Source organism: Paraburkholderia sp. SECH2 (assembly GCF_030464795.1).
GTDB classification, from domain to species: domain Bacteria; phylum Pseudomonadota; class Gammaproteobacteria; order Burkholderiales; family Burkholderiaceae; genus Paraburkholderia; species Paraburkholderia aspalathi.
Genome location: NZ_JALPRH010000001.1, coordinates 201,122 through 226,988 on the forward strand (window position 1 = coordinate 201,122; position 25,867 = coordinate 226,988).

Sequence of the window (25,867 nt, forward strand, 5' to 3'; positions counted from 1 at the left end):
TCCAACCAGGCGCGCGCATAGAACAAGGCCAAAACTAAACAACGAGGTCTTCCGGGGTTCTTGCATGACAATGGATGAAGACATCGCGCACGTAGCGCGAGTGATGGCGCCGTCGTTGCGCGCCTTTCGCGGGGAACCTGTGCTGCCACCAGCGTATTGGCGAAAACGACTACTGCGCATACAGGATGAATTCCCTCTGACCGAGTTGCAAACGTTTCAGATTGAGCGGTTGCTGGGGGAGTTGGATCGATTTGAGGCGGAGCGGGGGGCGGCTTCGGGAGACGAGAACGGCCGCGTATCGCGAAAGATTTTCTCAAAGAAACAATGCGACTGAAGCGTTTCTTGCACGCATCTGGCGATTCTGGTTTCTGACCTCGAGTCTCGACGTTTGCGCGGCGATTACAAACTCGCTCTCATCAAATGCGCGAACATAAAGAACCAAAGACAGACGGCTGCGCCTCTTTGGCATCTCTGCAAGTTCAATTTGAAACCGACGATCCGCCAAAGTAGTTGAACGCGCCGCTAAAGTCGCTTGTACGGATAGACTCCTCGCCCATTTTGTCGGCGATTGTCTTTCCATTCCGAATCAGTGTGAATCGCGGCGCGCCCGGTATTGACGGCACGGCGACTTCACTGACGCCGGTCGGCAGATCGTGCGTCGTTCGCGCGTTGCCTTGAACGATGGTGAGGATTGCGGGTTCGGTCAAAAACGCCGTTACGTGAATTTGCGCGGTCAGCGGTGTGGAGGAGCGTGGTGCGGTTGCGTTGCCGACCGACGCGCCAACGCTCGCTATTGCGCCCTCCGCTACTGGATGTAGGCGATAGAAGTAGTAGAACTTGTCCTGGGTAATCACCGGTGCGGTGCCATGCTTGAACCATTCGATAAAATAGCGGCTCGCGTCGAGATACGCACTGTGGCTCAGCAACGCACCGAAGCGCGGGTTATAGACCTGCGCACGCGTGCTGCTTCCGATCGGCGCCACATACGTTGATTCGGCCCAATCGTTCCACGTGACGATCTGCACCCAATCGACATTGGCGTGAATCGCGGCGAGCCATTCGGTCGCCATGCCGGAGAATCCGTTGCTTTCGAATGCGCGGTAATTCGTGCCACTTGCAAGGCCACGGTAGTACGGTGTGACGGGTGCCATGAACAGCTTGTGGGCAGACTTGAGCGCTGTAGCCAGATGTTCGATGGAGCGCGCTAGCGAATCTGGTGCGCCGGCCGCACCGAAATAGAAATAGCCCTGCGCCGCACGGCAGCGATTCCCAACTTCGCTCGCAACGGCACCGCCGATTTCTGCTTCACCTGTCGAAGGCGTGAAGTGTGGAACAAAGTACGCGCCCAGCGATTCCGCTTGCGCAATCAGCGCTTCGCAACGCGCTGTATCCTTGCCGCCCAATGCATACGCCGAGACCAACGGCTTCCCGTCGACCATCAACTGCGCCGGAAGACCGCCGGTCGAATGCACGATATCATCGAGTTCATCCTGCGCTTTGCCGTCCGCCGATACGAACAGCTTGAAACCGCTGCCGAACTGTTCGGCGGCACGATACATCGTCAGCACGCGTGCACGATAAAGCGGCTCGTTGCGGTTCCAGCCGCCGCAGTTCAGTGCGAAACCGTCGATTCCTCGCTGATGCGCGTCGTGGAACTCCGCGATGTAATCGTCGATGCCGGCATTCGGGCCGCCGCGCGGCCACGCGACCATGTAGTGCGCAAACACCTGCTTGCCATCCTGCGGCGCAGCCGCTTGCGCCACAGCAGCCGACGCCCGCGTGGCCATCCACACGGGCGGCACTCCAACACATCCCAAAAGCAGCGTTCTACGCTTCATTCCTGCATGCTCCCACGCAACCTGCCGATGACCGACGAATCGGCCGTCTGTATGGACGCGAGCGAGCGCCGCGCCGCACGTCGGCTGATAGTCAATGACAGTACCAGCACGAGTACGCCCGCAATCACGATGCCGGTTACCGCGCCGATCAGCCCGAATTCATACGACAACACAGAAACGAACAGCAGCGATGCACCGACTTCGAGGGTCGAAATCGTGACGAAGGATGCACGATTCGCTGAGAAAACCAGCAGCGACAGCACGCGGCAGACGAAGATCAGCATGGCGCCGAGGAAAGCGACGAACATGAAACCAAACTGCATCGCGTAGGGGCCAAGCACGGCAATCGGAAACAGGTGAACGCGGCACGCGAGCCAGCTTGCGAGCGACACCAGCGCAAAAAGAGAGACTGCGCCTGTCGCCATCGCGCGACCATGCGGAAGCCGCAGGAGCGCATCCATGACCCGCTTGAAGCGTCCACTCAGCACAAGCGCCACCCCTTGTCCACAATTGAACGCAAGGTTATGCACGCTCTTTATACCTCGATACAGTGATCCCGCCGCAGGCCCGACGATAAACGTGACGATCATAATGTCAACGTGCTTCGCGCCGGAGAAGATTGCGTTCCCGTACCAGCTGCCGAGAATCTCTTTTCGGTTCTGTACGAAAAACGCTTTATAGTCGAAGGTACGGAAGTTGAATCTCTCTGCTTCAGGACGGAAGAATTCAGAGTCGCGCGGCAACCCTCGACGCAGCGAGTGCAGATACGCGACAAGCAGCATCACGCCATACAAGGCCTCGACAAGTAGCAGCATGTCGGGCAGGTACGCATCGAGCGAGCGCCGTTCGATCAGCAGCACGAGGATCAACACACGGCTAAGCGCGGATACCGACGAAATCGCGCAAATCGTGCCGCTGCGCCCATAAAAACGCAACACGCCTAGCGAGAAATGCGACAGTCCATAGGCCATCGGCGCAAGCACCATCACCACACCGAACTGCGTGCTCGCAAACACGCCATAATTTCCAAGCAATGTGCCGACGGTCGCGAACACCACCGTCGAGCCGAGCGCGCTCAGACAATCGAGGAAGATCAGCGTCGATACGTGCGAGCGCACTCTCTCGATAGTGAAGATGCGCGGTGAGCCGAAATTGAACAGATCGATTGCAACGAAGAAGAATGCGACCAGCGCATACGACTTACCCAGCCACACTGCGTCCAGATAGCGCAGCGCAAGCGCGACCGCAACAAAATTGCCGAAGGCCGGCAACGCGGATGCAAGCATGACGTAGACGACATCCCGCTTCATGTCAGCCATATGCTTTCAACGCCTCACAATAGCGACGGTACTGGGCCTGCAGATCCGAATAGCGGAAACGGCGCGCCGCTTCGTGCTGGCACTGCTTCTGCTGATCGCGCCACTGCCCATCGGCGGCAATACGCGCGATCTTCTCGCTTAACGCATCAACATCGCCGGGCGGCACAAGGCTCGCCAGTTCAAGCACTTCCGCGATGCCGCCCACATGCGTCGCGATGACCGGAATGCCTAGAGCCATTGCTTCAAGCAGTGCTCGTGGCATGCCCTCCTGTAGCGAAGGCAGCACGAAGAGCGCATGCTGGCTCACCGTGCGAAGCACGTCGTCCCCGCTCAATGCACCCGTGAAGCGGACGTCGTCGCCAAGTCCAAGTCGCGCTGAGAGTCGTTCGAGTTCCGCCCGTAGCACTCCGTCTCCGATAAGCGTGAGTTTGACGCTGAGCCCACGTTCACGCAGCGCAGCCACAGCGTGCAGCAGGATGCCGTGGCCCTTGCTTTCATTGTGCATCATCGCAACGTTGACGATGCGAAGCACGCCAACATCTGCATCACGCTTGACGCGCGCATCATCGCAACGGTCGAACAACTCGTCGGGCAAATACGCATCGCTGAAGCCAAACGAATGCGCGTACGCGCGCGGCGGGTAAGCAGCCTGCAACGCGCCGGCTGTCACATAGCGCACGGTTCGACCGTGTTTCGCCGCATGACGCGTAGCCCAGCAGTGCACGTGGCGAGCGATGTGCCGCAACGGATGACGGGACGCCGCATCGCTGAAATAGTCAGCGGGATCAGCAACGATCTCCGCTGAGAACGGCTTGCCCGTCGCGCGACACAGCAACATGCCGATGAGCGTAAGGTTGCCGGGAAAACGCAGCAACAACAGGTCCGCATCGTGAATCACACGCCAGATGCGCCACACCAGTCGGGGCAAATTCCTGATCAATGCCCTCACCCCGCGGGACGCGCCGAGGTCGATGAATTGCGTGTACTCGCCAGTAACCAATTCGCCATGCGCGAGTTGCACCGGAAATGATCGGGCTGCGATGCGTACGCGCGCGAAGCTTTCCGTGAAGCGGGCCGCGAACTTGCGATGCCCCATGTGTGGACTAAATATCTGGTCCCCTACCTTCAAAAAATTACCGTCGATCAAAAGCGTGATCGAGGGATTGGTTTCAGCTCTGCACAACTCGACCAGTTCTGCATAGCGATTCACAGATAGACAGGCCAACTTCTGCCAGAACGGTGCGGGGTCGCGCCTGAGATTTTCGATTGCAGCAGCAACCGCGTCGGGATCAAAGCTTTCCGCGTGAAACGCGTATTCGGACAATCCGAGGTCCCCATACGCAGCCTGCCCCTTGCGCTCGTAAGCGATGTGAATGCTGGGCAACCCGCCCAGTACGCTTTCAAGACTGCCATGCAGTCGCACCGACACGACGATCGCATCCTCGGACCGGATCACATCACGCAGCGCTGGCGCCGAGTCGACGCCGAACACTCGCTGATAGAATACGTCGTCGCTGTTGCCGCGTCCGGCGCTCTGTACCGCGAGACTCGCATCCGGAGTCAGTTCAACCAGCCGCCGCAGCTTCGCAATGTAGGTGTCCGCGTACGGCTTCTCACTCAGGTCGCGAAACACGAAATACACCTTGCGTCGCCGATCGTGCCTAGAGGAATCGTTGGGCGCGAGTTGCGGCGCGTGCGGCCGTTTGCTGATTTCCAGAACGACCAGATCACCGATCCGCACTGCGTGCCCATGATTCAGCTCGCGCACGCTCTTGTCGTCGCGCAGAAAAATCGTATCGACATGGTGACGCACTAGCCATTTGAGCACACGGCCCAGCACCGTCGAAAACGGCCCGACGCTTTGCGGCAGATAGATTCGCGAGCGCGGCCCCCAGAGCGACGCGCACACGATCTGCAAGCCATGCGCAACCAGAGTCTTGCAGCCTTCCTTCCATGTTCCAGCGCGCAAATAGCCGCCGCCCACACCGAAGAACACTGGCGCGCGCCGGTGCCACGCATGCGCGAACGTCCTGGCGACGAACTGCCAAAGCGAGATCAGTTCGACTTGCGGGTCATCAAGATAGCCGACGAACGACGCAGGATCCAGACAGACGACGGTGATGCACTGGTTGAAGCCGGCTTCGCGAATCGCACGCAGGCTCAGCTTGACTAGTAACCCGTCGCCGCTGTTGCGTGAGCTGTAGGCGTGTAGAAGAAAGACGTCAGGCGTTTTCATAGCAGTTCATCAGCGACTTGAAGAATTTATCGGCGTTGAACGCTTGATCGAACACGTGACGCGAGTTCGCACCCATGCGGCGGCATTCGTCAATGGACAGCGAGTTGAGCTGCTCAGCGAGGCACTCTCCCGTGAGCTGGCGCAGAATCAGCCCGTTATAGCCATGAATGACCTGCTCCGGCAGCGAGCTTTCGCTCGATACAACCAGAACTTTGCCGGCTCGCATCGCTTCGATCGGTACGAGTGCGAAACCTTCCCAGCGCGACGGGACCACGATCACGTCCATGCTGTGCATCGCGCGTTTCGTTTCTTCGGGGCCAACCCAACCGTGATACGAGATGCGCGACGCTTCGCCCGGCATCGCCGCGCCTCCGCGTACTGCCACCCCAAACACGTGCACATGCAGGTTGTCCTTCAGTAGCGGCAATGCATCGACGAGAATGTCGAACCCCTTCTGATAGTCGAGCCGACCGAAATAGCCGATCTGAATCTGTTGCGAAGGCTGGGCGGCTGCTTCCGTTTCATCGGTGATCCGCTCGGCCGCAGCGTCTGTCGGAATGCCCGTGTAGACAAGCTCGATCTTGTCGGGCGCGATACCATGCCTGCGCGCGGCGCGCACTTCGTCGAACGACATACAGAGAATGCGCGTACAACGCCGCGCCAGCCATTTCTCCACCAATGCGAAGACCAGCGCGGCCGCACGCGAGATGTCCTTCTTCATGAACGACCACGCGTGCGGCGTGTACAGCACTTTCTCATCATCGAAGCGGCTGAGGCGCACGTAAACGCCCGGATAGGTACTGTGGCAATGAATCACGTCGGCACGTAGCGGCTTGACGAGCGTTCGAACTTCGCGTGCGATCGTTATGAACCTGAGTGGACTGCGGCTCGACCGGTACGGCACAACATGAATGCCGTCGACATCCAGCTTCGCGACGTCCATCGTGCGCGGATCGCATACAAGCACAACGTCGTGCCCGCGATTGCGCTGCTCGATCATCAGCCCTGTCACATAATTGGCGATGCCACCGATCCATGTTTCAACTACGTGGACTATTCTCATTACGCACCCCAGCGTTTCGATGAAAAAGGCGCCAGCTGCGTTTTTTTTGTCTCAGCAATAGCGCCATCGGCAAAGCGAACAGCACGATCCAGCGTATCCCGTAGTAAGCGAGGACGTTCGAATCGAACAAGAAAAACAGGAACGGCAACGGGTACGACACCACCTTTACGAGCAGCCATCGCCAGCTCGTGCCGAGGCCCATCAGGCTGATCCGCGCGATCAACCACGCCACCACTACAAACGACAGCAGATAACCGAACACACCGAAATTGACGAGAAATTCACCAGGCATACCGAACAGCAGCGTCGTCTCATCGGACTCGTTGGTCTCGGTTTCTCGAACGATGTCGCTCTTCTCGCGGGCAAAAGTTTCTGGCTTGTCTTTCCAGATCGCCTTCGGCACGACAGCCGCCACCGCGCCGACGAAGCTGCGACCCAAGCCGAGCGTGTAGGCTGGTTTCGACACCGAGTCGAGCGCCTGTACCTGGACATCGAAGCGCGACAAGTCGCGAAACAGGAAGAAACTTAGCGGCCCCATCGACAATTGCAGCATCCGCTGATCTGCAAAATTTTTAGACAGATTGCCGATTTCTGAATAGTCGATGCCAAACTTGAGCGGAATCATCGCGAGGCCACCGACGGCGACACAGATGCCGACGATCTTCGCCGCTCGCCGGCTGATGCGCGCAACAAACGCGTGGTAGATGAGGCACGCGAACAGCACGACGAATACGATCCCCTGCCGATTGCCGAATACGCCGGACGACAGCCATCCAAGCACGACCAGCTGGGCAAAGGCCGCAAACCTCATCACGCGACTGCGCCACGGCCGGAGCATCACGCATGCGAAAACCCAGAGCGGGGCTGTATTGGCGAGCGCCTGCACGACACCGAGCCCTTCCAGCGGGTCGTTTTGAGTGACCGACGTTTCGAGGCGATCCGCATAGAGTTGTGCGATCTGTCGGTAGCCGCCCAGCTTCACGTAGATGAGCGCGAGCGCCGCCAAAGCCAGCAGCGCGAACGCATAGACCCAGCGGCTCACGACGACGGTCCCTTGCATGTCCGACATCGCGGCTGGCGCCGCGCGCTTGTTGCGCATTGCGATGAGGGTAAAGTTCATCGCCCAGATGCCGACAATGTTCAGCATGAACCACGCGATCGTCGCAGGGTTCTGCTCGGGCAAGAGCGTTAGATAGATCTCGTCGCGCGCGATCAGTTGACCGGCTGGCAGCACGCAGAAATATGCGAGCGCGAACAGCCGCCAAAGCCGCATCAATTCGTTATCTGCCTTGATGCACCAGATGCTCACCGCCCCAAGCAGCAACAAACAAGCCGTCAGCGTATTGGTGCCGCCAAGACAGAGCGCCGCGAAGAGGCCCGCCATCGCGGAACCGCCGGATAGCAGCCAGAGAAACGGCAGCTTGTCGCGTTTTCGCGGCGGCCGGCGCAATGTTGCCCGCGCCGCACTCATTTCGCCAGCCTCTTCTGGTTCTCATATTGATAGGCAACGTAACGGTACGCGCCATATTTCGACCGATAGCCGAATGCGCGCGCGTCGACACCGTTGAAGATCACGCCTTTGAGCGGCGCGTTCGCGCGTTGCAGTTGCCGCGCGCTTTCGGTGATCTCTCCAATCGCCGTCTGTTGAAAACGCGCGACGAGGAACACCGTTCCCGCGATGGTCGCCATCACCGGCGCATCGGAGACCGCCAACACTGGCGGTGTATCGATAACCACCATGTCATAACGCTCACTCAGCGATTCCATCAATCGGCTCATGCTATCGCTGAGCAAAAGCTCCGACGCATTGGGCGGAATGCTGCCGGTCGTCATCAGGTCGAGCCCCGGCGACACCTCGTGCTGAATCGCGGCCTCGACCGTCGCTTGGCCTGCAAGAACGTTGGACAGACCTTGACCACGTGCGCGGCCGAAGTACTGATGCAAGTGGCCGCGCCGCATGTCCGCATCAATGAGCAGCACGCGCTTACTGCCACCGCACAACACGGCGGCGAGGTTGGCAGAGATGAACGACTTGCCGACGCCCGGCGCGGGGCCGGTCAGCAGCAATCGATTGTTCGGTGCCTCGAGCATCGCGAAGCTCAGCGCGGTGCGCAAGCTGCGCAGGCTCTCGATCGATGGGTCGGTCGGATTCGATTCCGCGAGAAGGTACCTGGCCGTCTTGCCCGTTTGCATGCTCGTGTTCAGCGACTTCTGTATCTGCGAAAGCGGAATCGTGCCGTACACATTGAGACCTGCGTAGCGCTCGATGTCCTGCGCGTCCGTCACGCCTCCGTACAACATTTCCCGGGCGAACGCGGTGCCGATGCCGAGTATGAGGCCGGCGATCGCCGCCAGGCCGATTACGAGTGGCTTCTTCGGCCATACCGCCTCTTCCGGCAGGCGTGCGTCGTCCACCTGACGAACGTTACCGACCTTGCCCGCTGCGACAAGCTTAAGCTGCTGGATGTTGTTCAGTGTACCGACGTAGATGTCCTGGCCGACCTGTACGTCGCGCATCAAAGACACGGTATCCTGCTCAAGGTTCGGTAGGCGTTTCACACGACTGTTCACGTCGCCAAGCTTGGCCTTCATCGCGTCAATCTGCTGATCGAGCGCAACGATCGCTGGATGACCCGGTGCATAGCGCGTCGCAAGATCGGCGCGCCTCTGCTGCAGGTCAAGCAGGCCGCTTTGCGTCGCGACGCTTTCCTGCAGGAACGTTTGCGCTTCGAGGCTCACGTCGAACGTTCCGCGCCGGTCGCGCATCGCGTTGTAGCGCTTTTCCGCGACCTCAAGGTCATGCTTGAGGCCCGGCAGCAAGCTCTCGAGGAATTGCGACGACTTCTCTGCTTCGGCGGCCTTGCGCTTTACGTTCTGCGCGACATACGCCTCGCCAATCTGGTTAAGGATTGCCGAGATCTGCTTCGGATCGCCACCACGTAGCGCGCCGGTGATGATGTCGCTTTGCTTGCCCTTTTGCTGCATGTTGAGCTTTTCTTGCAGATCAGTCAGCGTCTTGAGCTTCGGCTCGCGTATCAGGTTGAACGCAGCACCCGGCTTCGCGTGCACGTCAGCCACAAGCAGGTGAATATGACCGGCACTCTGATCGACGTCGACCGGTTTGCCGATCGTGCCTTCGATCGGCGCGTCGAGATCGGACTGACTCAGTCGGAAGCGATGGTTGTCGAGCAGTGTCAACTTGAAGCGCTCGTCTTCGAGATCCTTCGGTACGTCGAATTCGCGCACGTCGATCGATTCCGTGCCCCAGCAAAAACCGCCCCAACCGAGAAGGCCGGGATCTGACAGCGACTTCGCGCTGTCGGCGATGCGCCATCCGATAAGCGGAAAATAGCGCGGACGCGCGTCGATATAGAGACGCAGGTTGTTCACCGCCTGATCGACGACCAGTCGCGATCGCAGGATCTCGAGCTCGCCTTCGGCTTCCGTCTTCACGTCGAACAGTGACGACACGTTACCAAGCAGCGAACTCGCACTCGTCGGATTGTCTTCTTCGACCTGGATCATGATGTCCGCTTCGTACGTCGGCTTCGCCAGAAACGCATATGCGGCCCCCAACAGCATGACGACCGCGAAGATGCTCGCGATGAGCCAGCGGTTCGCGATCACGATGTCCAGATAACGGATGAGGTCGCTGTCCTCTTCGGCGCGATCCTCGACCATCAGGTCTAATCTGTTGTTCATGTTGTTCTCTCGTTAGGCCATTGCTTTTATACGTGGCGCCCATGCGTAGACGCCCTGTCGGATCAGCTCGAATGCATCGTGAAAATGCGCAATCGGCTTTGTGTACGGATCCGGTACATCGAAGCGTCCGATTTCTCCAAGCCGGAACACCTTGCCCGACGCGCCCGGATGCCGGCGCATGATCTCGTGCTTATGCGCTGCCTCCATCGCAAGAATCAGATCGGCACCGCTGACGAGACTCACATTCAGCTGTTGCGCACGATGCGCGGTGATGTCGAGCCCAGATTCTGCGGTGACGCGGATCGCCAGTGGATCGGGTCCTGAACCCACAACCGCATCGAGCCCGGCCGACAGCACATTGACGCCGTTGAGTTCACGTTCGATCAGGTATTGCGCCATCGGGCTGCGACAGATATTTCCGACGCACACGACCAATATCGTCTTGATCATTTGGTCACAATCGCCCCGGTTAGCGCCGCGTTGACGGCAGGCAGCAGAAGACTCAGCACGCGGGAGAAGCGCACGAGGCCATTGCCGTCGACATAGACGATGTCGCGTGGATTCATCTCGAACTGATTCGCGAGCAGCATTGACACCGGCGAGCGCGCCGCGAGGTGATAGACCTGAGGGTGCGGCCCGAGTGAATTGCGGATCACGTAGACTTCGGATGCATCGGCGGTATTGCTGTTCAGGCTCCCCGCCTGCGAGATGGCTTCGCTCAGGGTGAGCCTGCCGTTACGCAGCGGTATCGCCGTTATCGGCTTGTTGACTTCACCCATCACGTACACGCCGTTCTCGTCGCGCGCCAGTACGCGCAGCAGATCGCCGTCGCGCAACACGATCTTCGCGGGATTGGCACCCGCGTCAAGCATGTCAGTGAGGCTGATCGGATACGAACGTCCGTCACGCACGAGCACGAGGCGGCTCTGGTCGGCGGTGTCGCTGAAGCCACCCGCGCGATTAATCGCGTCATAGAGCGTCATCGGAATGTCGTTGAGCGGCAGCGCGCCCGGCGTATGCACCTGGCCATCAACGAACACCTGTTTCGCGCGGAACGATGCGACGCGCACCGTCACCTGCGGCTTGATGAATGCGTTGGCAAGACGCGTCGTCAGTTCTCGCTGAACTTCCGCGGGCTTGAACCCCTCGACGTGCAGGCTACCGACATAGGGAAACTGCAGGTTGCCGTCCTCGTCAATTACAAAGCCGGGCACGGGATCGGACGCGCGCGTCGCGGTCTGACCGGATGGCGCCTGTGCCGCAGCCAGTTCCGGGTGGTCCCACACCGTGATCTGCAGCACGTCACCCTTGCCGAGCCTATATGCGGAGGGAGCAGACATGAGGTCCCGAAGCTGATCGGAGCGCGCCTGCGCGAGTTGGCTTTGCATCTGCGCGATCAGCGTGACGTTAATGTCTTCGACCTGTACCGGCAGACTTGTGGGCGGCGTCTGCGCATCTCCGCTTGTCACCTGGAGCGCCGCCGGTGTACTCATCTTCATGCCCGGCGCGGCCGTGCACGCAACCAAACCAGTGCACGCGGCGACGACGCACAAGCCACGCGCGATCCTCAGGCTTTTTCCGATCGCTTTAACATCCACTCTCATCTCACTGCTCCGTAAAACTTGTTGGCCAGTAACGTGCTTGACGCCGTCGCTTACAAATTCCTGCGGCGGCTGTCGCACGTTTTGTGTTGGTCGAACCCTGTACTTCTGACGCCGTGCTCTCATCAGGCGCCCGCGTCGGTCAAGCCTATGCAGCATCCGCACGGTGATGCGGACTGGCGGGAGCGCGCAGCCTCCCGCCGCGTCGCTTACTTCGTCGTCGTCCCCGTCCCCCCACTCCCCCCCGTCCCACCCGTCGCCCCACCACTCCCACTCCCAATCGGCGCCGCTGCCCCTGCCGCCTGCGCAGCCGCAGCCAAAGAAGCGGCCGGCTGCCCGTTACTCGTAATCGCGCCAGCCGCCAGCAACGTATCGAGATCCGCATCCGCACCCGGAGCGCCCGGCGTAAACGAAACCGTCAAGAACGACGAAGAAGAAAGCGTGATCCCATACGTGTCCTTGATCAGCTTCACAACCGCAGCCTGAGCATTCGCAATCACCGTGCTATTCGACAGCGCGCTCTGATACGAAGAATTAGAAGTAATCCCGGCGAGCAACCCACTAACCGTCGTACCCAACTGTCCCGCAAGGTAGTCCAGCAGCAATTCGGTCAGCGGAGTCACGTTGTACGTACCCGCCCCTGCCGCAAACGAATGAATAGTGACCGCACCACCTGTCGCCGTAATCGCGCAAGGACCATCAAACGCGAACGTCGCCGTATAAGCACCATTGGCATTTGCCGTCGCACTACCCGAACCGTTCTTGCAAGTCAGCGTGATGCTCGCGTTAGCCAGTGCCGCGCCGACGGCGGCCGTACCGCCCACCGTCCCGACCGGCGAGCCGCCGCTACTGGTTCCACCACCGCACGCAACCAGCGCACTGGTCGCAAGCACTATCGATCCGAACTGCAGCGTGCGCAGCGTGGCGCCGTTTAGAAGCTTCATCGCCTATCTCCAAAGAAAGTCATTCACAATTGACCGGCACCAGTGCCCGTCCGTCGCTTACACCCTGCAAACCGTTTCCGCAGACGCCATGTGAAAGCACCGCGCCCGTCGTTACAGCAGGCACACTCACTTGCGGTTTCGGCTTCGTTCCGTCACTACCAGGACGTCCGTAACGCAGATACGCATCACGCATCCGATAGAGCTGAGTCGAGAAGTACTCACCGCTAAAGCGGCCCTGATTCAGCAAGTACTGCTGCGTGCTATACGGGAAGGTCATGTTCTCGGCCGCATTGGCTGACAGATAGTTCGTCGATCCCACCCGCGTGCGGAAATCAAGCCCGAACTCTTCGGAGCCGTACACCTGACTGATCCCCGGCTTCATCCCTTGACGCAGCGTCAGCGGGAAGCTGATTGCAGCGCCCACAAACGTGCCCTGTCCGCTATGCTCGCCATGCACGCTCACCGAAACGTCGTCGAACCAGCGCGTCAGCGTCGCGACCGGTCCCTTGTCTCCCCCCACAAAGCGCGCCACGCCCGCTTCGATCCACAACTTCCAGGACGGCTGCACCCAGCGGTAAGTCAGCTCGGCATTCTTCTCACTCGGCAATTCGTCATGGCCCGGCTCATGGTGCAAATAGGCAAGTCGCAAGCGAATCAGGTCGGGGCGACCCGGCACGAACACCGTTGTTTCGTTTTGCACGCCGACATACGAGTAATCGAACTTGCCGACCGATGCCACGTTGAATACTTGCGGCACGATCCAGAAGCTTTGTGCCAATGCGACCGCATTCAGGCCGCCACGCAGGCGGTAATCGCTGAACACGCGGCCTTGGTCCATGTTCTTCGTGTTGTAGATCGGCGCGATATAACTCGCGTACAACTCAGCACCGCGCCACAACGGCACAAACCCTTCAATGTTGGCGCCGAGAGAAATGTCGAAGTTGCCGTACTCAGTGCCGTACAGGTAACTGACGATTGGTTCGATCTGAATCCGCGTCAGCCCATGGGTGTGCTCGTTGCCATGCCATGCGATCGAATCCGCGTCGTAAGTCGGACGCGTGCGCATCGTCATTGACGCGCTTGCAGCCGTCGGCGCACCACCCGCAACGAACTGCGCAAACGCATCGCGATCGACAATGACTTCGCCTAACGGCTCATTGGCCTTCTTGATCACCACATGAATCTTGTCCGTGCCGTGCGGTGCATTCACACTCGCCACCCCAAGCACAATGCCGAGCGCGTCGGCTTCGTTCTGGTTGTATCGGTGGTTCTCGTACTCAACCACCAGATCGCGACCGCTCATCCCGACACGCACACGCTCGAGGCCGGCTGCAAAGAGTTGCGCGGCGATTTCGTCGAGCGCGGAGGTGTCCAGCGCTTCCGGAATGGCCGGTGACTGCGCATCCGACGATTTGGCCGCCGTCACATCACTCAACATCACAGACGCATACGACTGCAGCGGCGGCACATACGTAATCGGCGCTGCGGCCAGCGGGTTGTTGTTAGCGGCAGCGGCACGCATGTCCACCGGTTGCAGGCTGGCGAGGCGAATCGGACCGTCATCGTCGGCGTCCGCAGTCTGCGCGACCGGCACTTGTGGGCCCGCGCACAAACCATCAGCACAACGCGCACTGCTAAAGCGTTTTCCCAACGGAATCTGAATGCCCACGGAGAACGACGTGCGCGGCGACACACCATCCGTCGAGCGAATCGAACGCGTGAACGTACCAATCACATTCGCATCGGCTAGCCAGCTAATCCGCGGAGACTGATAGCGCACGCCGGCATAGGGCGTCTTCGAATCGTCTTCTGCAAGCAGCGACAAGCCCGTGTTCCACAGCGAGACCTGCGCGCCACCGAACAAACCATCGAGGCGATCGCCCTGGCCGTAACCGGCGGTCAACGTCACCGGTCCAAATGCTTGCGACACCACGCCGTATTTCGAACGGAAGAAGTGCGTCTGGCCGCCAATGTCGCTAATGCCGAATGCGATGCTCGGTTGATATTTAAAGAACTTCGGTACTTCTAGCTTGACGTCGCCCATCAGGTGACGAAACAGGAAGTGGTCGGCGTTGCTGAATGGCGCGTGGACATCAGCCGGATAATTGGCGAGTCCACCGGACAACTCCACATAAGGCAGCAACCCCACCGCGCCCCAATACATTTGCGCGTCCGTCGCTTTCTTGCCGTAGCGCGGATCGATGTAGTTGTTGTACTGGGCCTCCACCGTCCCCTCGGGCAGTGCAAACGCATACGGAATCACCAAACCACCCGCCTCACCGAGCGCATTGAGCGCTGGGTCGGCCGCGTGCGCCGAAGCGGAAAACGCTAAGGCTGCAGCAAGCGTCAGCGCGTTCGGCGCCGATCGGGGTTGTTGTCCGCGTAATTTCATGGCCATGTATTTTTTATTGTGTGCAGGTGTCAGTACGCGTTGCTATGAACCAGACCCTTCGCTATCGTCGCCGCGACAATCCTCATGTCGAGCCCGAACGACCAATTGCGCAGGTAATACAGATCGTGTTCGACGCGTCCTTGCATCTTCTCGATCTGGTCTGTCTCTCCCCTGAAGCCGTTGATCTGCGCCCAACCTGTGATCCCCGGCTTTATCCGGTACCGGTGGATGTAGCCATTCACCACTTTCTGATAAAGCTCGTCATGTTCAATCGCATGAGGCCGTGGCCCCACTACCGACATATCGCCACGCAGTACATTGAAGAACTGCGGCAACTCATCCAGGCTAGTACGCCTGAGAAACGCACCCACTCGCGTAATACGCGGATCCCCTCGCGTGGCCTGTTTCACCACACCTGTTTCCACAGCGTGAGGACGCATCGAACGAAACTTGTAGATCTTGAAGATGCGTCCATCCGCACCCTTGCGTTTCTGCGTGAAGAACACCGGTCCACGCGAAGACAGCTTGACGGCGAACGCAATCGCAATCAGAAGTGGGGCAAGCGCAGCCAGCGCGCAAGCGGCGAACGCACGATCGAAAACCTCTTTCTTCACCAAAGCGCGAGCCGGCACCGGCGATGCAACCAGGTTGATCGCAGGCATACCGATCAAATCGATCATGCCGCTATCGAACAGCGCAACGCTGCGCATATCAGGTACAAAGCGCACGTTCACGAGGTCGTCGCGAAACTCAGCCACAAAGCGCGACAGCGTGCGTTCTTCAGAGAGCGGCAACGCGAGCCACAACTCCTGCACATCGTGAGATCTCACGTAGGCGGCGAACTTGACGATGTCGTCGTACACCGGCACGCCTGAACCTATCGTTCCCGTCACCGGCCGCACATCAAAGGCCGCCACTGCACGAAATCCACTGGTCGTTGAACCTTCGATATTGCGCACGACCTGGTGGCAATGCGACCCACACCCCACCACTGCAACTCGGCGGAGATTCATTCCTGCGTGGCGCACTCGTGCGAGCACGGCGTGCACAGCCAGACGCGACGCAATCAGCGCGCCGCCCGTTATTGCCATCCAGTAGGCAAACCAAAGACGCGAGATGAAATCCGTGCGATGCAGTGAGAACATCAGCGCGAGACCGCAGCCTTGAACCACGAACCACGCAAGCGACACCTGACCGGCCATGCGCAGCATTGCCCGCCCACGCCATGAGCCGTACACACCGAATGCAGGGAATAGAACCAGCGTAAAAGCCGCGGCAAACGCAACGAAGGCCGTATCGATACGGCTTTGCATGAGGTCTTCAAATCTCACTTGCGAAGCGGCCACCGCCCCGAGAACGACGAGCATCACATCGAGCAAACGTGCGATCAGGCTTTGCAACCCCGGTATCGTTCTTCTTTGCTGCGCAAAATTCGCCGTATCCATTCTTATCCCCCGCGCTGGTCTCTCGCGCCAAACGTTCTTGTCGAGCTGCTCAACTTGTGTTCGCTTCAACAGCTCATGTCTCTCGTACTTCCACCACCACGCTCTTCGCGACAACAACACCGCCCCGGCACGCGAAGAAGCGCGCAATACAACACAACCTGGATTTCATCCATCCAGCGCGAAGCAAAACGACTGGACGTTCCTGGAACAACGATGGGGGATTGACTACAAGCCGCTCGCACCCGCACAACCTGGGCACTCAGGCAAAACGCCGCCACGACGAATCCGAACAAAAGATCACACCGCTTGTGCGTTGAGGAGACTGACCTGATACCCCCGACCAGGCCAGTCGTTGATTCGAACTTCACCAACATGTACTGCTTGTCTTGTCTATCTTGTGCACCGCGCAACCTATAAAGCAGCAAGCATGCCAATCGTTAGATTTCTTTCACAATTGGTCGGCACGTGTCGGGCAAACCCTTGTTAGATATAAGTTTTTATCCGACGCGGTCTCTCAGGAAGCCCTCGAAAAAAGACGCGAAATCGTGTGCGGTAACGCGCCCGTTACGTAACACCGCCCGTAACGGTCTCGATCGAGCGGGGGACGTCCGTGGGACATCACCAGGCGCGGTAAATGTCTGAAGAAAGGAGAGTGGAGAGAAGTTTTTGTGCAGCGCGAGCAGCGCTCCAAATATGAACCGAATCGCTTCGACGATTGATTCAGATCAGCACGCGTCAATACGAACGCAAGTAAGCAACGATCGTTTCAAACAATTCGCTGCAGAACTTCTGCTTTGGGCACACGGCTTGCTGGACCCCAAGACATCGATACGGCCTTTTCGCAAGCTCGCCTAAACCGCGTGCTCCATGGCTGTCCTGACAGGCGGGTCCTGTGAACCTAAGCGGAGGTTATTAATATGTTGGGAACTATTCTTCTGATTGTGCTGATCCTTATCCTCATCGGTGCGTTTCCGACGTGGCCGCATAGCCGTTCATGGGGTTACGCGCCGACCGGTGGCATTGGCATCGTGTTGATCGTCGTGATCGTGCTGCTCGTCGCCGGCGTGATATAGCCGAATTGAGGTAATCAGATCAGCAGCTCAAACCAGTCCAGCCGCCGGATATCGATGCAGCAAACTGCATGGATATCCGGCGGCATTCTTATGTCGATTGTTGATACACGTTCGCGTTGTCACGCTAGCTTTACCGATAACGCTCAGACGTTAGCGCATTCATCTTTTGAATCGAACAGTTTGGAGTGCTGGGCATCCGGCCGGACGACGACGGCATCCGAATAGCAGGTCGGGCACGCCGGATGCTGAGTCACCATCGTATTCAAACGTTGATACGAAAGGAGATCACATCATGCCTTACCTTCTTGGCTGGCTTCTTGGCGTCCCGTTGATCGTACTGGTTATCCTGTACCTCATTTTCCACTAACCCCATGCAGCAGACGCTGTTCACCTGAAGGTCGTTCCGCGCGGCCCTGCCTACCCCGGCGGCCGCGCGCCCCAAGATCCTCGAACCCTCGGTATCCCCTCCTTCCGTCAGCGCAAAGTCACGCGTCGGCGCATCTGCCTTTTCACTTGCGCTGTACAAAAACTGTGCGTAAAACTAGGCCTATTAGCCCGCGCAAAATGCCATATCTGCACACGTACGCACAAACTGCGTACGAGCAAGGAGGGACCGATGGCACACGACGAATACACGCTGTCACACCAGGACGTGGTGAAGGCGGTGATCATTCATCAGAACATTCATGAGGGCTTCTGGACGCTGAACATCAATTTCAACGTCGCCGCCACGCATGGTCCGCTCGTGCCGGACCCCTGTCTCGCCGTCACGATCAAGGGCATCGGCATCATGCGAGCCTCGCCTACCGATCCACTTGCCGTCGACGCCACCCTCATCAATCCACCGATGCCTGAACCTGTTGTGAGCGCCGTACATATAGCGGCCGCCGTCAATGGCGCGCATGAAGGCGGCATGCAATTCTGTCGTGACGTGTATCGCAATGTCGCAGTACAAAGCGCGACCAAAGCGCCGACCAAGACAAGGTGAAGTTCAGGAGAAGTTTGTGATTCGCCGGCGGTGCGTGCCGCCGCCGAGACACGCGAAGATCGTTCAAGGAACGTGTACGGACAGTTGGTGCCGGCAAACATGCCGGTTAAGAAAATGCACCATGCCCGGCGAGCGCGTCTTCCGGCGCGGGTAACACTGGAATACGCCTGCGATGCTGTCTTCCTGTGAAGGCAGCGAGACACCAGATGGCAGCTTGTGGCCGCGCAAGACCGCAGACCCGAGGCCAGCGGCCCGGACGGTTGTCCCGGGCATGAATGCACCCTGAAAATATACCCGGACGCCGGCTGGATATGCTTCCTAAAGCGATGCGCCCACCCGCCGACCGCAGGACATCCTTCCGCTAAACTTGAATTCTCATGAACAAAATTCCGAGAATGATCAGAACTTGTGACGGATACCCGTGACGGCAATAAATTGCGTGTGGCTACTCGACGGCCCGGATGCCCCCTCGATCTGCGCCACTGCGTTCGTGGCGCGCTGATACAGCAAATCGATGTAGACGTCAGTCGATTTGGAGAGGAAGTATTGAAGCCCTGCGGTCGTCTGCCAGTAGTGCCACGAGTCCACCTTCCCGTTCGTCGAAACATTGGTATAGGTCTCGCCGAGCGCCGCATGCACGGTGGGTGTGACGCGGTAGCGCAAGCTCGCTTCAGCGTTCTGATAGGTCTGGTACTGGCTCGCGGGTGTCAACTCGAAACGCGTGTTCGTGTACATCAACCCGACACTTGCATTGCCGATGTCGTACAGTCCGCCCGCGCCGTAAATGCGCTGCTTGCTGATGCCTTTGAGAAACGTGAAGTAGTTATCGGATGGAATCGCGCCGGTTGTGTCGGTGGCCGGATGATCCAGCATCACGTAGGCCGCACCCAGATGCCATGGACCATTCGCGTAGGTCGCGCCAACGCTGTATGAACGGTTCGTAGCGAAATTGCCCGCATTGCCCGATAGCGCATACATCGTGTTGATCTGCAGACCGTAGAAAGTCGGCGTCACGTATTTGATCGAGTTGTCAGTGCGAAACGTGTTGTTGATATCGTCGACATCGAATGGATGCGTGCCGTACTGAACGGTATCGGTGGCGACTTGCAGCGGCTCCAGCGAATCCTGCGAAGCGTTGTACTGACGGCCGAACGTCAACGTGCCGTAGCGATCGCTCGACAAACCGACCCATGCCTGGCGTCCGAAGATACGACCGTTCGCGCTGGCCGTGCCATTCATCACATTGAAGCCGTTCTCGAGGCGGAATACTGCGTGATTGCCGCCGCCGAGGTCTTCGCTGCCGAGCAGACCCCAGCGCGAGCCCTGTTCGTTGCCAGACGTCGCCTGATAATTCGACTTGCCGCCCTGATTGCTGGTGTAGGTGAAACCAGCGTCGACGATGCCGTACAGCGTGACGCTCGACTGTGCGTGTGCCGCGCCAGCCGATAGGCCGATGCCGCCGATGGCGAGCAGCGTCGCTGGAAGTGTCTGTTTGCGCATGGTGCTTTTTCCTCTTGGAGTGGGACTTGCTGTTGAAAATCGGCGTGCAACGAACGGAAAGCTGTCGTGCTGTTTCGGGTCGCGTCGGGGCGTTCGCAAAAAATTCGAGCAAAAAGGGGCCTCGGACGTCGCGCTGAACGCGACGCCTCAATGACCGGCAATGGAGTGATGCGGAAGTGCCGCTAGCTTCTTCTAGCTAGCGTTGCAGTTATCCGCCGGGATTCGGCGGCATTGCTTCGAGCGAAGCCGCCGGGACAAGCGGCAGCACGACATGGGACGCCTGACCGGCGCCGAAATGCACATGGTTCACCGCGACGCGTGGCGTGCGCGCCAGCGCGGGCGCCTCGCCGCTATTCGGATTGACATCGAAGTGCGGGAAGTTGCTGCTTGAAACATCGAGACGGATGCGATGGCCGCGTCTGAACAGATTCGCCGTGGCGAACGGTTCGATTTCGATCGCGTAGACGCGGCCCTTTTCGAGCATGTGCGGCTCGGTCCACGATTCGTGAAAGCGGCAACGAAAAATGCCGTCAGTCAGGTTCATCGCGTAGCCATGCGGATAATCTGCATTGGGCGGATAGACGTCGATCAGCTTCGCGGTGAAATCGGTATCGGGCGCGTCGGACGAAATCCAGAGCTTCACGACAATAGGTCCGACCACGGCGACGTCCTCTTCGAGCGCCTCCGTCTGGAACACGAGAACGTCGGAGCGAGCCGAGAGCGGCATGCCCGCGTACCGCGTGCCGAAGAAGCACGGGTCTTCGCGCTGGTCGAACGCGCCGCCCTCGAAAACCGGCGCGCCCGAGGTCAGCGCGCCGCCGATCGTCGGCACCGGATTCGACGGATCGAACGCATACGCGGTTGCAGCGGGCTCCCTATGCAATGCGTCGTCCGAGGCTGAAAGCGAGCCGTTCGCGCTCAGGTAAAACGGCGTGAAGCGCGTACCGGGCAGCGGCCATTGCGATGAACTAACCCAGCGTCCGCCGTGCTCCATGCGGCCCTGTTGGTTACGCGCCCCGCTACCGCCGCCCATCACGAAGATGCGCGCGACGGCATCGGCGGATTCATGCGACACCTCTTGCGGTTTCAGCCAGCGGTCGAACCAGTCGGCGCGGAACGCCAGCCAGTCTTTCGCAATCTGGCCTTCGATCACCGCGTCCGGTCCGAATTCAACGTCGCCGCTATATGACAGGTTGCGGTCGCCATGCAGCCACGGGCCCATGATCAGATACGCAGGAGCACCCGGCGTGCCGGAGAGCGCGGCGAAGTTATCCAGCGTGCTGCGCACGTACGCGTCGTACCAGCTCGACATCAGCACCGTGGGCACACGCGTCATGGTGTCGTAGTAGCCCTCGGCATAGATGCCGGGCTGTTTCCAGTAGTCGTCGAATACGTCACGCGTCCATTGCTCGAACAGATAGCTCTCGTATTCCGGCACTGTCGCGAGCGGCGAATGACCGGGCCGCCACGGCATCCGTGCAAACCATTGGCGCAGATCGCTCGCGTCCAGCGCCGCCGCGACGAGCGGATTCTCAGCGGCCGCGGCACTGTTTTTCGCGCGGTTGAACGCCCACGTTGCCTGCTTAAGTTCGAAGGCGCCACCCTGGCGGATGCCGCAGCGATACCCGTTAGCGAAGCCACCCGAGTCGAGCACCATGCACGCGAGCCCCGGCGGATTCAGGCAGGCTGCCGCAAGCTGCGTGTGGGCCGCGTACGACAGTCCCATCGTGCCGACCTTGCCGTTTGACCACGGCTGTTGCGTGATCCATTCGATCGTGTCGAAGCCGTCCGGCCCTTCGGCGACGTATTTTGTGAACGTGCCCTCGGAGTTGTAGCGCCCGCGGCAGTCCTGCAGCACGACCGCGTAGCCGCGCGCGGCGAAATAGCGGGCAACGTCGGCGCGATTCGCAGGCGGCTCGCCGTGATGGATTTCCGAGCGCGAGATATCGGATTTGCCATACGGTGTGCGTTCGAGAATCGCAGGCAGCGGCGCGTCTATGCCGGCGCGGTAACCAGCGGGGAAGTAGACATCGGTAGCGAGGCGTACGCCATCACGCATTGGCACCATCGCGTCACAAAGCGGGTTGAACGTCGAATCAGCGGCAAGCGCTCCGCTACGGGAAAAAGCATCAGTCATGGTTGAGTCTCGATGAAGAGCAGCGAGGTGCGTTCAGATTTGTTCGGATGGAAGATCACGCCCTTGCGTGTCGCCCAATAGTCCACCGGGAAATAGAGCGGCACGATGCCGTAGTCGCCGAATCCCGCACGCGCCGCCTGTTGAAGCAACTCGTTGCGGCGCGCCGGATCGAAGCTTGCCGCGGCTTCGCGCAACAGCCGGTCGAGCGTCGGGTTCGAGTAGCGCGTGCGGTTGAAGGCGCCCGTGCCGCTCTCGCGTGAATAGCTTTCGAGCACGTTGGTCAGCGCAATTGCGGAATCGCTCGTCGTATTGCCGAAACTGAAGATGAATGCGCTGTAGCTGCGCCGTGCGGCCGCGCCTGCATACACGTTGTAGGGCTGCGTGACGACGTCGTTCACGGCAATGCCGCCGCGCGCCAGCATCTGGCCGAGCGCCTGACCGAGATCGCCGTCGCTGGCGAAGCGGTCGTTCGACGAATGGATCGTCAGCCGGAAACCGTCTGGATACCCAGCGGCAGTAAGCAGGCGTCGCGCGCCGACGGGGTCGTACCGGTCCGGTTGAAGCTGTGGGTCATAACCGCCCATGCCCGGCGGCACGATTTGCGCAGCCGGTAGTCCGGCACCGTTGAGCAGATGCTGGGTAATCGCATCGCGGTCGATCATCTTCGAGATGGCTTCGCGCACGCGCACGTCGCGCAGCGGATTGCGCGCGATCGTCGAGCCGTCGGCAGCCGCGACAAATGGCGAAGCGTCGCGCGACGAATCGAGCGCGAGATAGATGAGCCGTGCGGACGGACCGGAAAACAGCGTCACGTTAGGTTCGCGGCGCAGGCGGCCGATCGTGACAGGCGGTACGTTGTCGATCAGATCAACTGAGCCGGAGAGCAACGCCGACAGCCGTGCGGCATCGTTCGACACGAAGCGGATGGTGCACGTGTCGAAAATAGGCCGCTTGCCCCAGTAATGCTCGTTGCGCACGAGCTCAAGACGGTCGCCCGGAATCCAGCGCGCAAGACGATACGGACCGGTGCCGACCGCGACGGCGGGCAGACGGTAGTCGTTGCTCGCGTGCCCCGCCGTCGCCTGCTGCGAGACGATATAAACGAGCCCGATCTGTTCGACGAAGGCGGGTGACGGCGTCTTCGTCACAATGCGCAGCGTGAGCGGGTCGACGACCTCGATGCGCTCGATGTTCGCAACCGCGCCCGAATATGGCGCGGGGCTGTTCGGCACGGACCGCGCGCGGCGCAACGAATACGCGACGTCGGCGGCGGTCATCGGCGAGTTGTCCGAGAAGCGCACGTTCGGGCGCAAATGGAATTCCCATGTCAGCGGATCGACCGCGCGCCACGACACCGCAAGACCTGGCCGGACCTGCAGATTGTCGTCCTGTTCGATCAGCCGCTCGAACATGTTTTCGGCGGTCTGCATATTGTTCTGCGTCCGCGAGAACAGCGGATCGAGTGATTGCGGCTCGGAGGCGAGCGCCATCGTCAGCGAGCGCGCCTGCGCGCTGGTGGTCACGCCGGCAAAGCTCAACCCGCACGCGAGCGCGAGCGCGAGTGCCGCCGTGCGTTTGAGGGCGCGTTTGAGGCCACGTCGGCGCATGGATGAAATCACCGCCGTCATTGCACCTCCACCAGATGACACGCGACTTGATGAGCGAGGCCGCTTGGATGCAACAGGGGGCGCTCGGTGCGGCAACGTTGCGTTGCGTGGGGACAGCGCGGATGGAAATGACAGCCGTCAGGGGGCGCGAGCGGCGACGGAATTTCGCCTTGAATCGATTCGAACTGCCGTTTGCGGTTCGACAGGCGCGGCACCTGCGCAAGGAGCGCAATCGTGTAAGGATGCTGCGGATTGGCAAACAACTCGACGGTCGGCGCGGTTTCGACAATACGGCCCAGATACATGATGGCGACGCGATCGCTGATGTGTTCGACCACGCCGAGATCGTGACTGATGAACAGATAGGTGAGACCGAGATCGCGGCGCAGTTGCATGAAGAGATTGATGATCTGCGCCTGGATCGATACGTCGAGCGCCGCAATCGATTCGTCGCAGATCAGGAAATCCGGCTTGACCGCCAGCGCGCGTCCAATGCCGACGCGCTGACGCTGGCCGCCGGAAAACTGATGTGGAAAGCGTGTGCGGAAATCAGGGTTCAGGCCAACGCGCTCCATCACGTCGACGACATAGGCATCCAGTTGTTTGCGCTCCACGATTCCGTGCACGAGCGGTGCCTCGCCAATGATGTCGCGCACCCGTTTGCGAGGATTCAGCGACGACAGCGGGTCCTGGAAGATCATCTGGGTGGCAAGCCGGTGGCGCGGCGTGCGCTGTGCACCGTGTTCACTGCCCGGCGATGGCTCAGCGGTCTTCTCGATGGTGCGGATCGAGCCGCTCGACGGCGCCACGATCCCGGCCAGCATCCGGCCGAGCGTCGACTTCCCACAGCCGGACTCGCCGACAAGGCCGACCACTTCGCCGCGATGAACGGTCAGGCTGACATCGTCCACTGCATGCACGATCTGTTCTTCTGCGCGCGCGCCGAGCCAGCCGGCGATCCGCTCGGCGTAGTTCAGGCGGCGAACGAAGCGGCGCGACACGTGATCGACTTCGACCAGCGGCGCCATGACATGGGGTGCGTTCATGCTGGCGCTCCGGAACGTGGGTGGAAGCAACGGTACAGATGCGTACCGTCACCAGTGACGGGGGGTTCGGCACTCCGGCACAACGAGGTGGCGTACGCGCAGCGTGGTGCGAACGCGCAGCCCACCGGCAGCTTGAGTGCGCTCGGCGCGATACCCGGAATCTGTTTGAGCGGTTCGCCGCGTCGGGCCTTTTCGGGCACGGAGTCGATCAGCCCGATCGTGTAGGGGTGGCGCGGTCGTTCGAGAATCTCGTCGACACTGCCTGTTTCGACGACCCGGCCGGCGTACATCACGCAAATGCGGTCCGCCAGCCCCGCCACCACCGCGAGATCGTGACTGACCCACACCATCGACGTATTCGAGCGGGCGCACAGCTTCTGCATTTCCGCGAGAATCTGCGCCTGGATCGTGACGTCGAGCGCGGTGGTCGGTTCGTCGGCGATGATCAGTTCCGGGTCGTGCAGCAGCGCGATCGCAATCGCCACACGCTGCCGCATGCCGCCCGACAACTGGTGCGGATAGGCACGCAAGCGTTCGTCCGGCGACGGAATGCCGACCGACGCGAGGGCGTCGCGCGCCCGTTGCCGCGCCGCGTGCTTCGATACGCGCGCATGAGCCTGGACCGCCTCGATCATCTGTGTGTCGATACGCAGTACCGGGTTCAGCGTCATCATCGGATCCTGAAAGATCATCGCGATGCGGTTGCCACGCAGCCGGCGCAGCGCTTCAGGCGTGAGCATCGTCAGGTCTTCGCCTTTGAACAGCACGCGCCCGCCGACGATGCGTCCCGGCGTGTCGATCAAGCCGAGCACGGAGAAGCCCGTAATCGATTTGCCTGAACCGGATTCACCGACGAGGCCAACGATCTCGCCAGGCGCCACGTCGAAGCTCGCGTCGTCGACTGCCTTCGCGACGCCCGCACCGGTAAAGAAATGCGTGCGCAGATTCTGCACGGACAAGGTAGGGGTGGACATGC

Annotated in this window: 18 protein-coding genes; 2 read left to right on the forward strand and 16 right to left on the reverse strand. The window is 60.1% G+C overall.

Going from position 1 to position 25,867, the window contains the following annotated elements:
• Positions 1–479 precede the first annotated feature (479 nt).
• The 11 genes from M0D66_RS00925 to M0D66_RS00975 all read right to left on the reverse strand — a co-directional run bounded on the left by M0D66_RS00925 (position 480) and on the right by M0D66_RS00975 (position 16,504).
• The gene (locus M0D66_RS00925; RefSeq protein WP_266208847.1) at positions 480–1,838 is read right to left on the reverse strand and encodes an endo-1,3-alpha-glucanase family glycosylhydrolase; all 1,359 of its coding nucleotides are present in this window, start codon (positions 1,836–1,838) and stop codon (positions 480–482) included.
• Positions 1,835–3,157, reverse strand: a complete 1,323-nt coding sequence (locus M0D66_RS00930; protein ID WP_244869721.1) for a hypothetical protein — start codon at positions 3,155–3,157, stop codon at positions 1,835–1,837. Before M0D66_RS00930 ends, M0D66_RS00925 begins: the two co-directional genes overlap by 4 nt.
• Positions 3,150–5,393 (reverse strand): glycosyltransferase, encoded by a 2,244-nt coding sequence (locus M0D66_RS00935; protein WP_244869722.1) that lies wholly within the window; start codon positions 5,391–5,393, stop codon positions 3,150–3,152. The genes M0D66_RS00930 and M0D66_RS00935 overlap by 8 nt, the downstream gene beginning before the upstream one ends.
• Positions 5,380–6,456 (reverse strand): glycosyltransferase, encoded by a 1,077-nt coding sequence (locus M0D66_RS00940; protein WP_211705949.1) that lies wholly within the window; start codon positions 6,454–6,456, stop codon positions 5,380–5,382. Before M0D66_RS00940 ends, M0D66_RS00935 begins: the two co-directional genes overlap by 14 nt.
• Positions 6,434–7,927 carry a hypothetical protein gene (locus M0D66_RS00945; RefSeq protein ID WP_211705950.1) on the reverse strand — a complete coding sequence of 498 codons (1,494 nt, stop codon included), beginning with the start codon at positions 7,925–7,927 and terminating at the stop codon, positions 6,434–6,436. The genes M0D66_RS00940 and M0D66_RS00945 overlap by 23 nt, the downstream gene beginning before the upstream one ends.
• On the reverse strand, positions 7,924–10,158 hold the full coding sequence (locus M0D66_RS00950) for a polysaccharide biosynthesis tyrosine autokinase (RefSeq protein ID WP_211705951.1): 2,235 nt from the start codon (positions 10,156–10,158) through the stop codon (positions 7,924–7,926). The genes M0D66_RS00945 and M0D66_RS00950 overlap by 4 nt, the downstream gene beginning before the upstream one ends.
• Before the next feature lie 12 nt (positions 10,159–10,170).
• Positions 10,171–10,608: a low molecular weight protein-tyrosine-phosphatase gene (locus M0D66_RS00955; RefSeq protein WP_211705952.1), complete on the reverse strand. Its 438-nt coding sequence runs from the start codon at positions 10,606–10,608 to the stop codon at positions 10,171–10,173.
• Positions 10,605–11,762 (reverse strand): polysaccharide biosynthesis/export family protein, encoded by a 1,158-nt coding sequence (locus M0D66_RS00960; protein WP_211705953.1) that lies wholly within the window; start codon positions 11,760–11,762, stop codon positions 10,605–10,607. The genes M0D66_RS00955 and M0D66_RS00960 overlap by 4 nt, the downstream gene beginning before the upstream one ends.
• Positions 11,763–11,968: 206 nt before the next feature.
• Positions 11,969–12,703, reverse strand: a complete 735-nt coding sequence (locus tag M0D66_RS00965) for a carboxypeptidase regulatory-like domain-containing protein (RefSeq protein WP_211705954.1) — start codon at positions 12,701–12,703, stop codon at positions 11,969–11,971.
• 19 nt (positions 12,704–12,722) lie between these two features.
• Positions 12,723–15,101 carry a YjbH domain-containing protein gene (locus M0D66_RS00970; RefSeq protein ID WP_211705955.1) on the reverse strand — a complete coding sequence of 793 codons (2,379 nt, stop codon included), beginning with the start codon at positions 15,099–15,101 and terminating at the stop codon, positions 12,723–12,725.
• 23 nt (positions 15,102–15,124) lie between these two features.
• Positions 15,125–16,504 carry an undecaprenyl-phosphate glucose phosphotransferase gene (locus M0D66_RS00975; RefSeq protein ID WP_244869603.1) on the reverse strand — a complete coding sequence of 460 codons (1,380 nt, stop codon included), beginning with the start codon at positions 16,502–16,504 and terminating at the stop codon, positions 15,125–15,127.
• 953 nt (positions 16,505–17,457) lie between these two features.
• Between M0D66_RS00975 and M0D66_RS00980 the strand changes: the two genes are divergently transcribed.
• Both M0D66_RS00980 and M0D66_RS00985 read left to right on the forward strand, forming a co-directional pair.
• Complete coding sequence (locus tag M0D66_RS00980; protein ID WP_093642071.1) at positions 17,458–17,613, forward strand: DUF3309 family protein; 156 nt, start codon at positions 17,458–17,460, stop codon at positions 17,611–17,613.
• A gap of 616 nt (positions 17,614–18,229) precedes the next feature.
• A complete protein-coding gene (locus tag M0D66_RS00985; protein ID WP_211700260.1) occupies positions 18,230–18,601 on the forward strand; it encodes a hypothetical protein in 372 nt (123 codons plus the stop codon).
• Positions 18,602–19,000: 399 nt separating this feature from the next.
• On the opposite strand, the gene M0D66_RS00990 is transcribed toward M0D66_RS00985, so the two are convergent.
• The 5 genes from M0D66_RS00990 to M0D66_RS01010 all read right to left on the reverse strand — a co-directional run bounded on the left by M0D66_RS00990 (position 19,001) and on the right by M0D66_RS01010 (position 25,865).
• The gene (locus M0D66_RS00990; RefSeq protein WP_211705956.1) at positions 19,001–20,101 is read right to left on the reverse strand and encodes a porin; all 1,101 of its coding nucleotides are present in this window, start codon (positions 20,099–20,101) and stop codon (positions 19,001–19,003) included.
• A gap of 208 nt (positions 20,102–20,309) precedes the next feature.
• Positions 20,310–22,238, reverse strand: coding sequence for a CocE/NonD family hydrolase (locus M0D66_RS00995; RefSeq protein WP_200653897.1), 1,929 nt, complete (start codon positions 22,236–22,238; stop codon positions 20,310–20,312).
• The gene (locus M0D66_RS01000) at positions 22,235–23,866 is read right to left on the reverse strand and encodes an ABC transporter substrate-binding protein (protein ID WP_211705958.1); all 1,632 of its coding nucleotides are present in this window, start codon (positions 23,864–23,866) and stop codon (positions 22,235–22,237) included. The genes M0D66_RS00995 and M0D66_RS01000 overlap by 4 nt, the downstream gene beginning before the upstream one ends.
• Positions 23,863–24,891, reverse strand: coding sequence for an ABC transporter ATP-binding protein (locus tag M0D66_RS01005; RefSeq protein WP_093642053.1), 1,029 nt, complete (start codon positions 24,889–24,891; stop codon positions 23,863–23,865). The genes M0D66_RS01000 and M0D66_RS01005 overlap by 4 nt, the downstream gene beginning before the upstream one ends.
• Complete coding sequence (locus tag M0D66_RS01010) at positions 24,888–25,865, reverse strand: ABC transporter ATP-binding protein (protein WP_093642050.1); 978 nt, start codon at positions 25,863–25,865, stop codon at positions 24,888–24,890. The genes M0D66_RS01005 and M0D66_RS01010 overlap by 4 nt, the downstream gene beginning before the upstream one ends.
• Positions 25,866–25,867 lie beyond the last annotated feature (2 nt).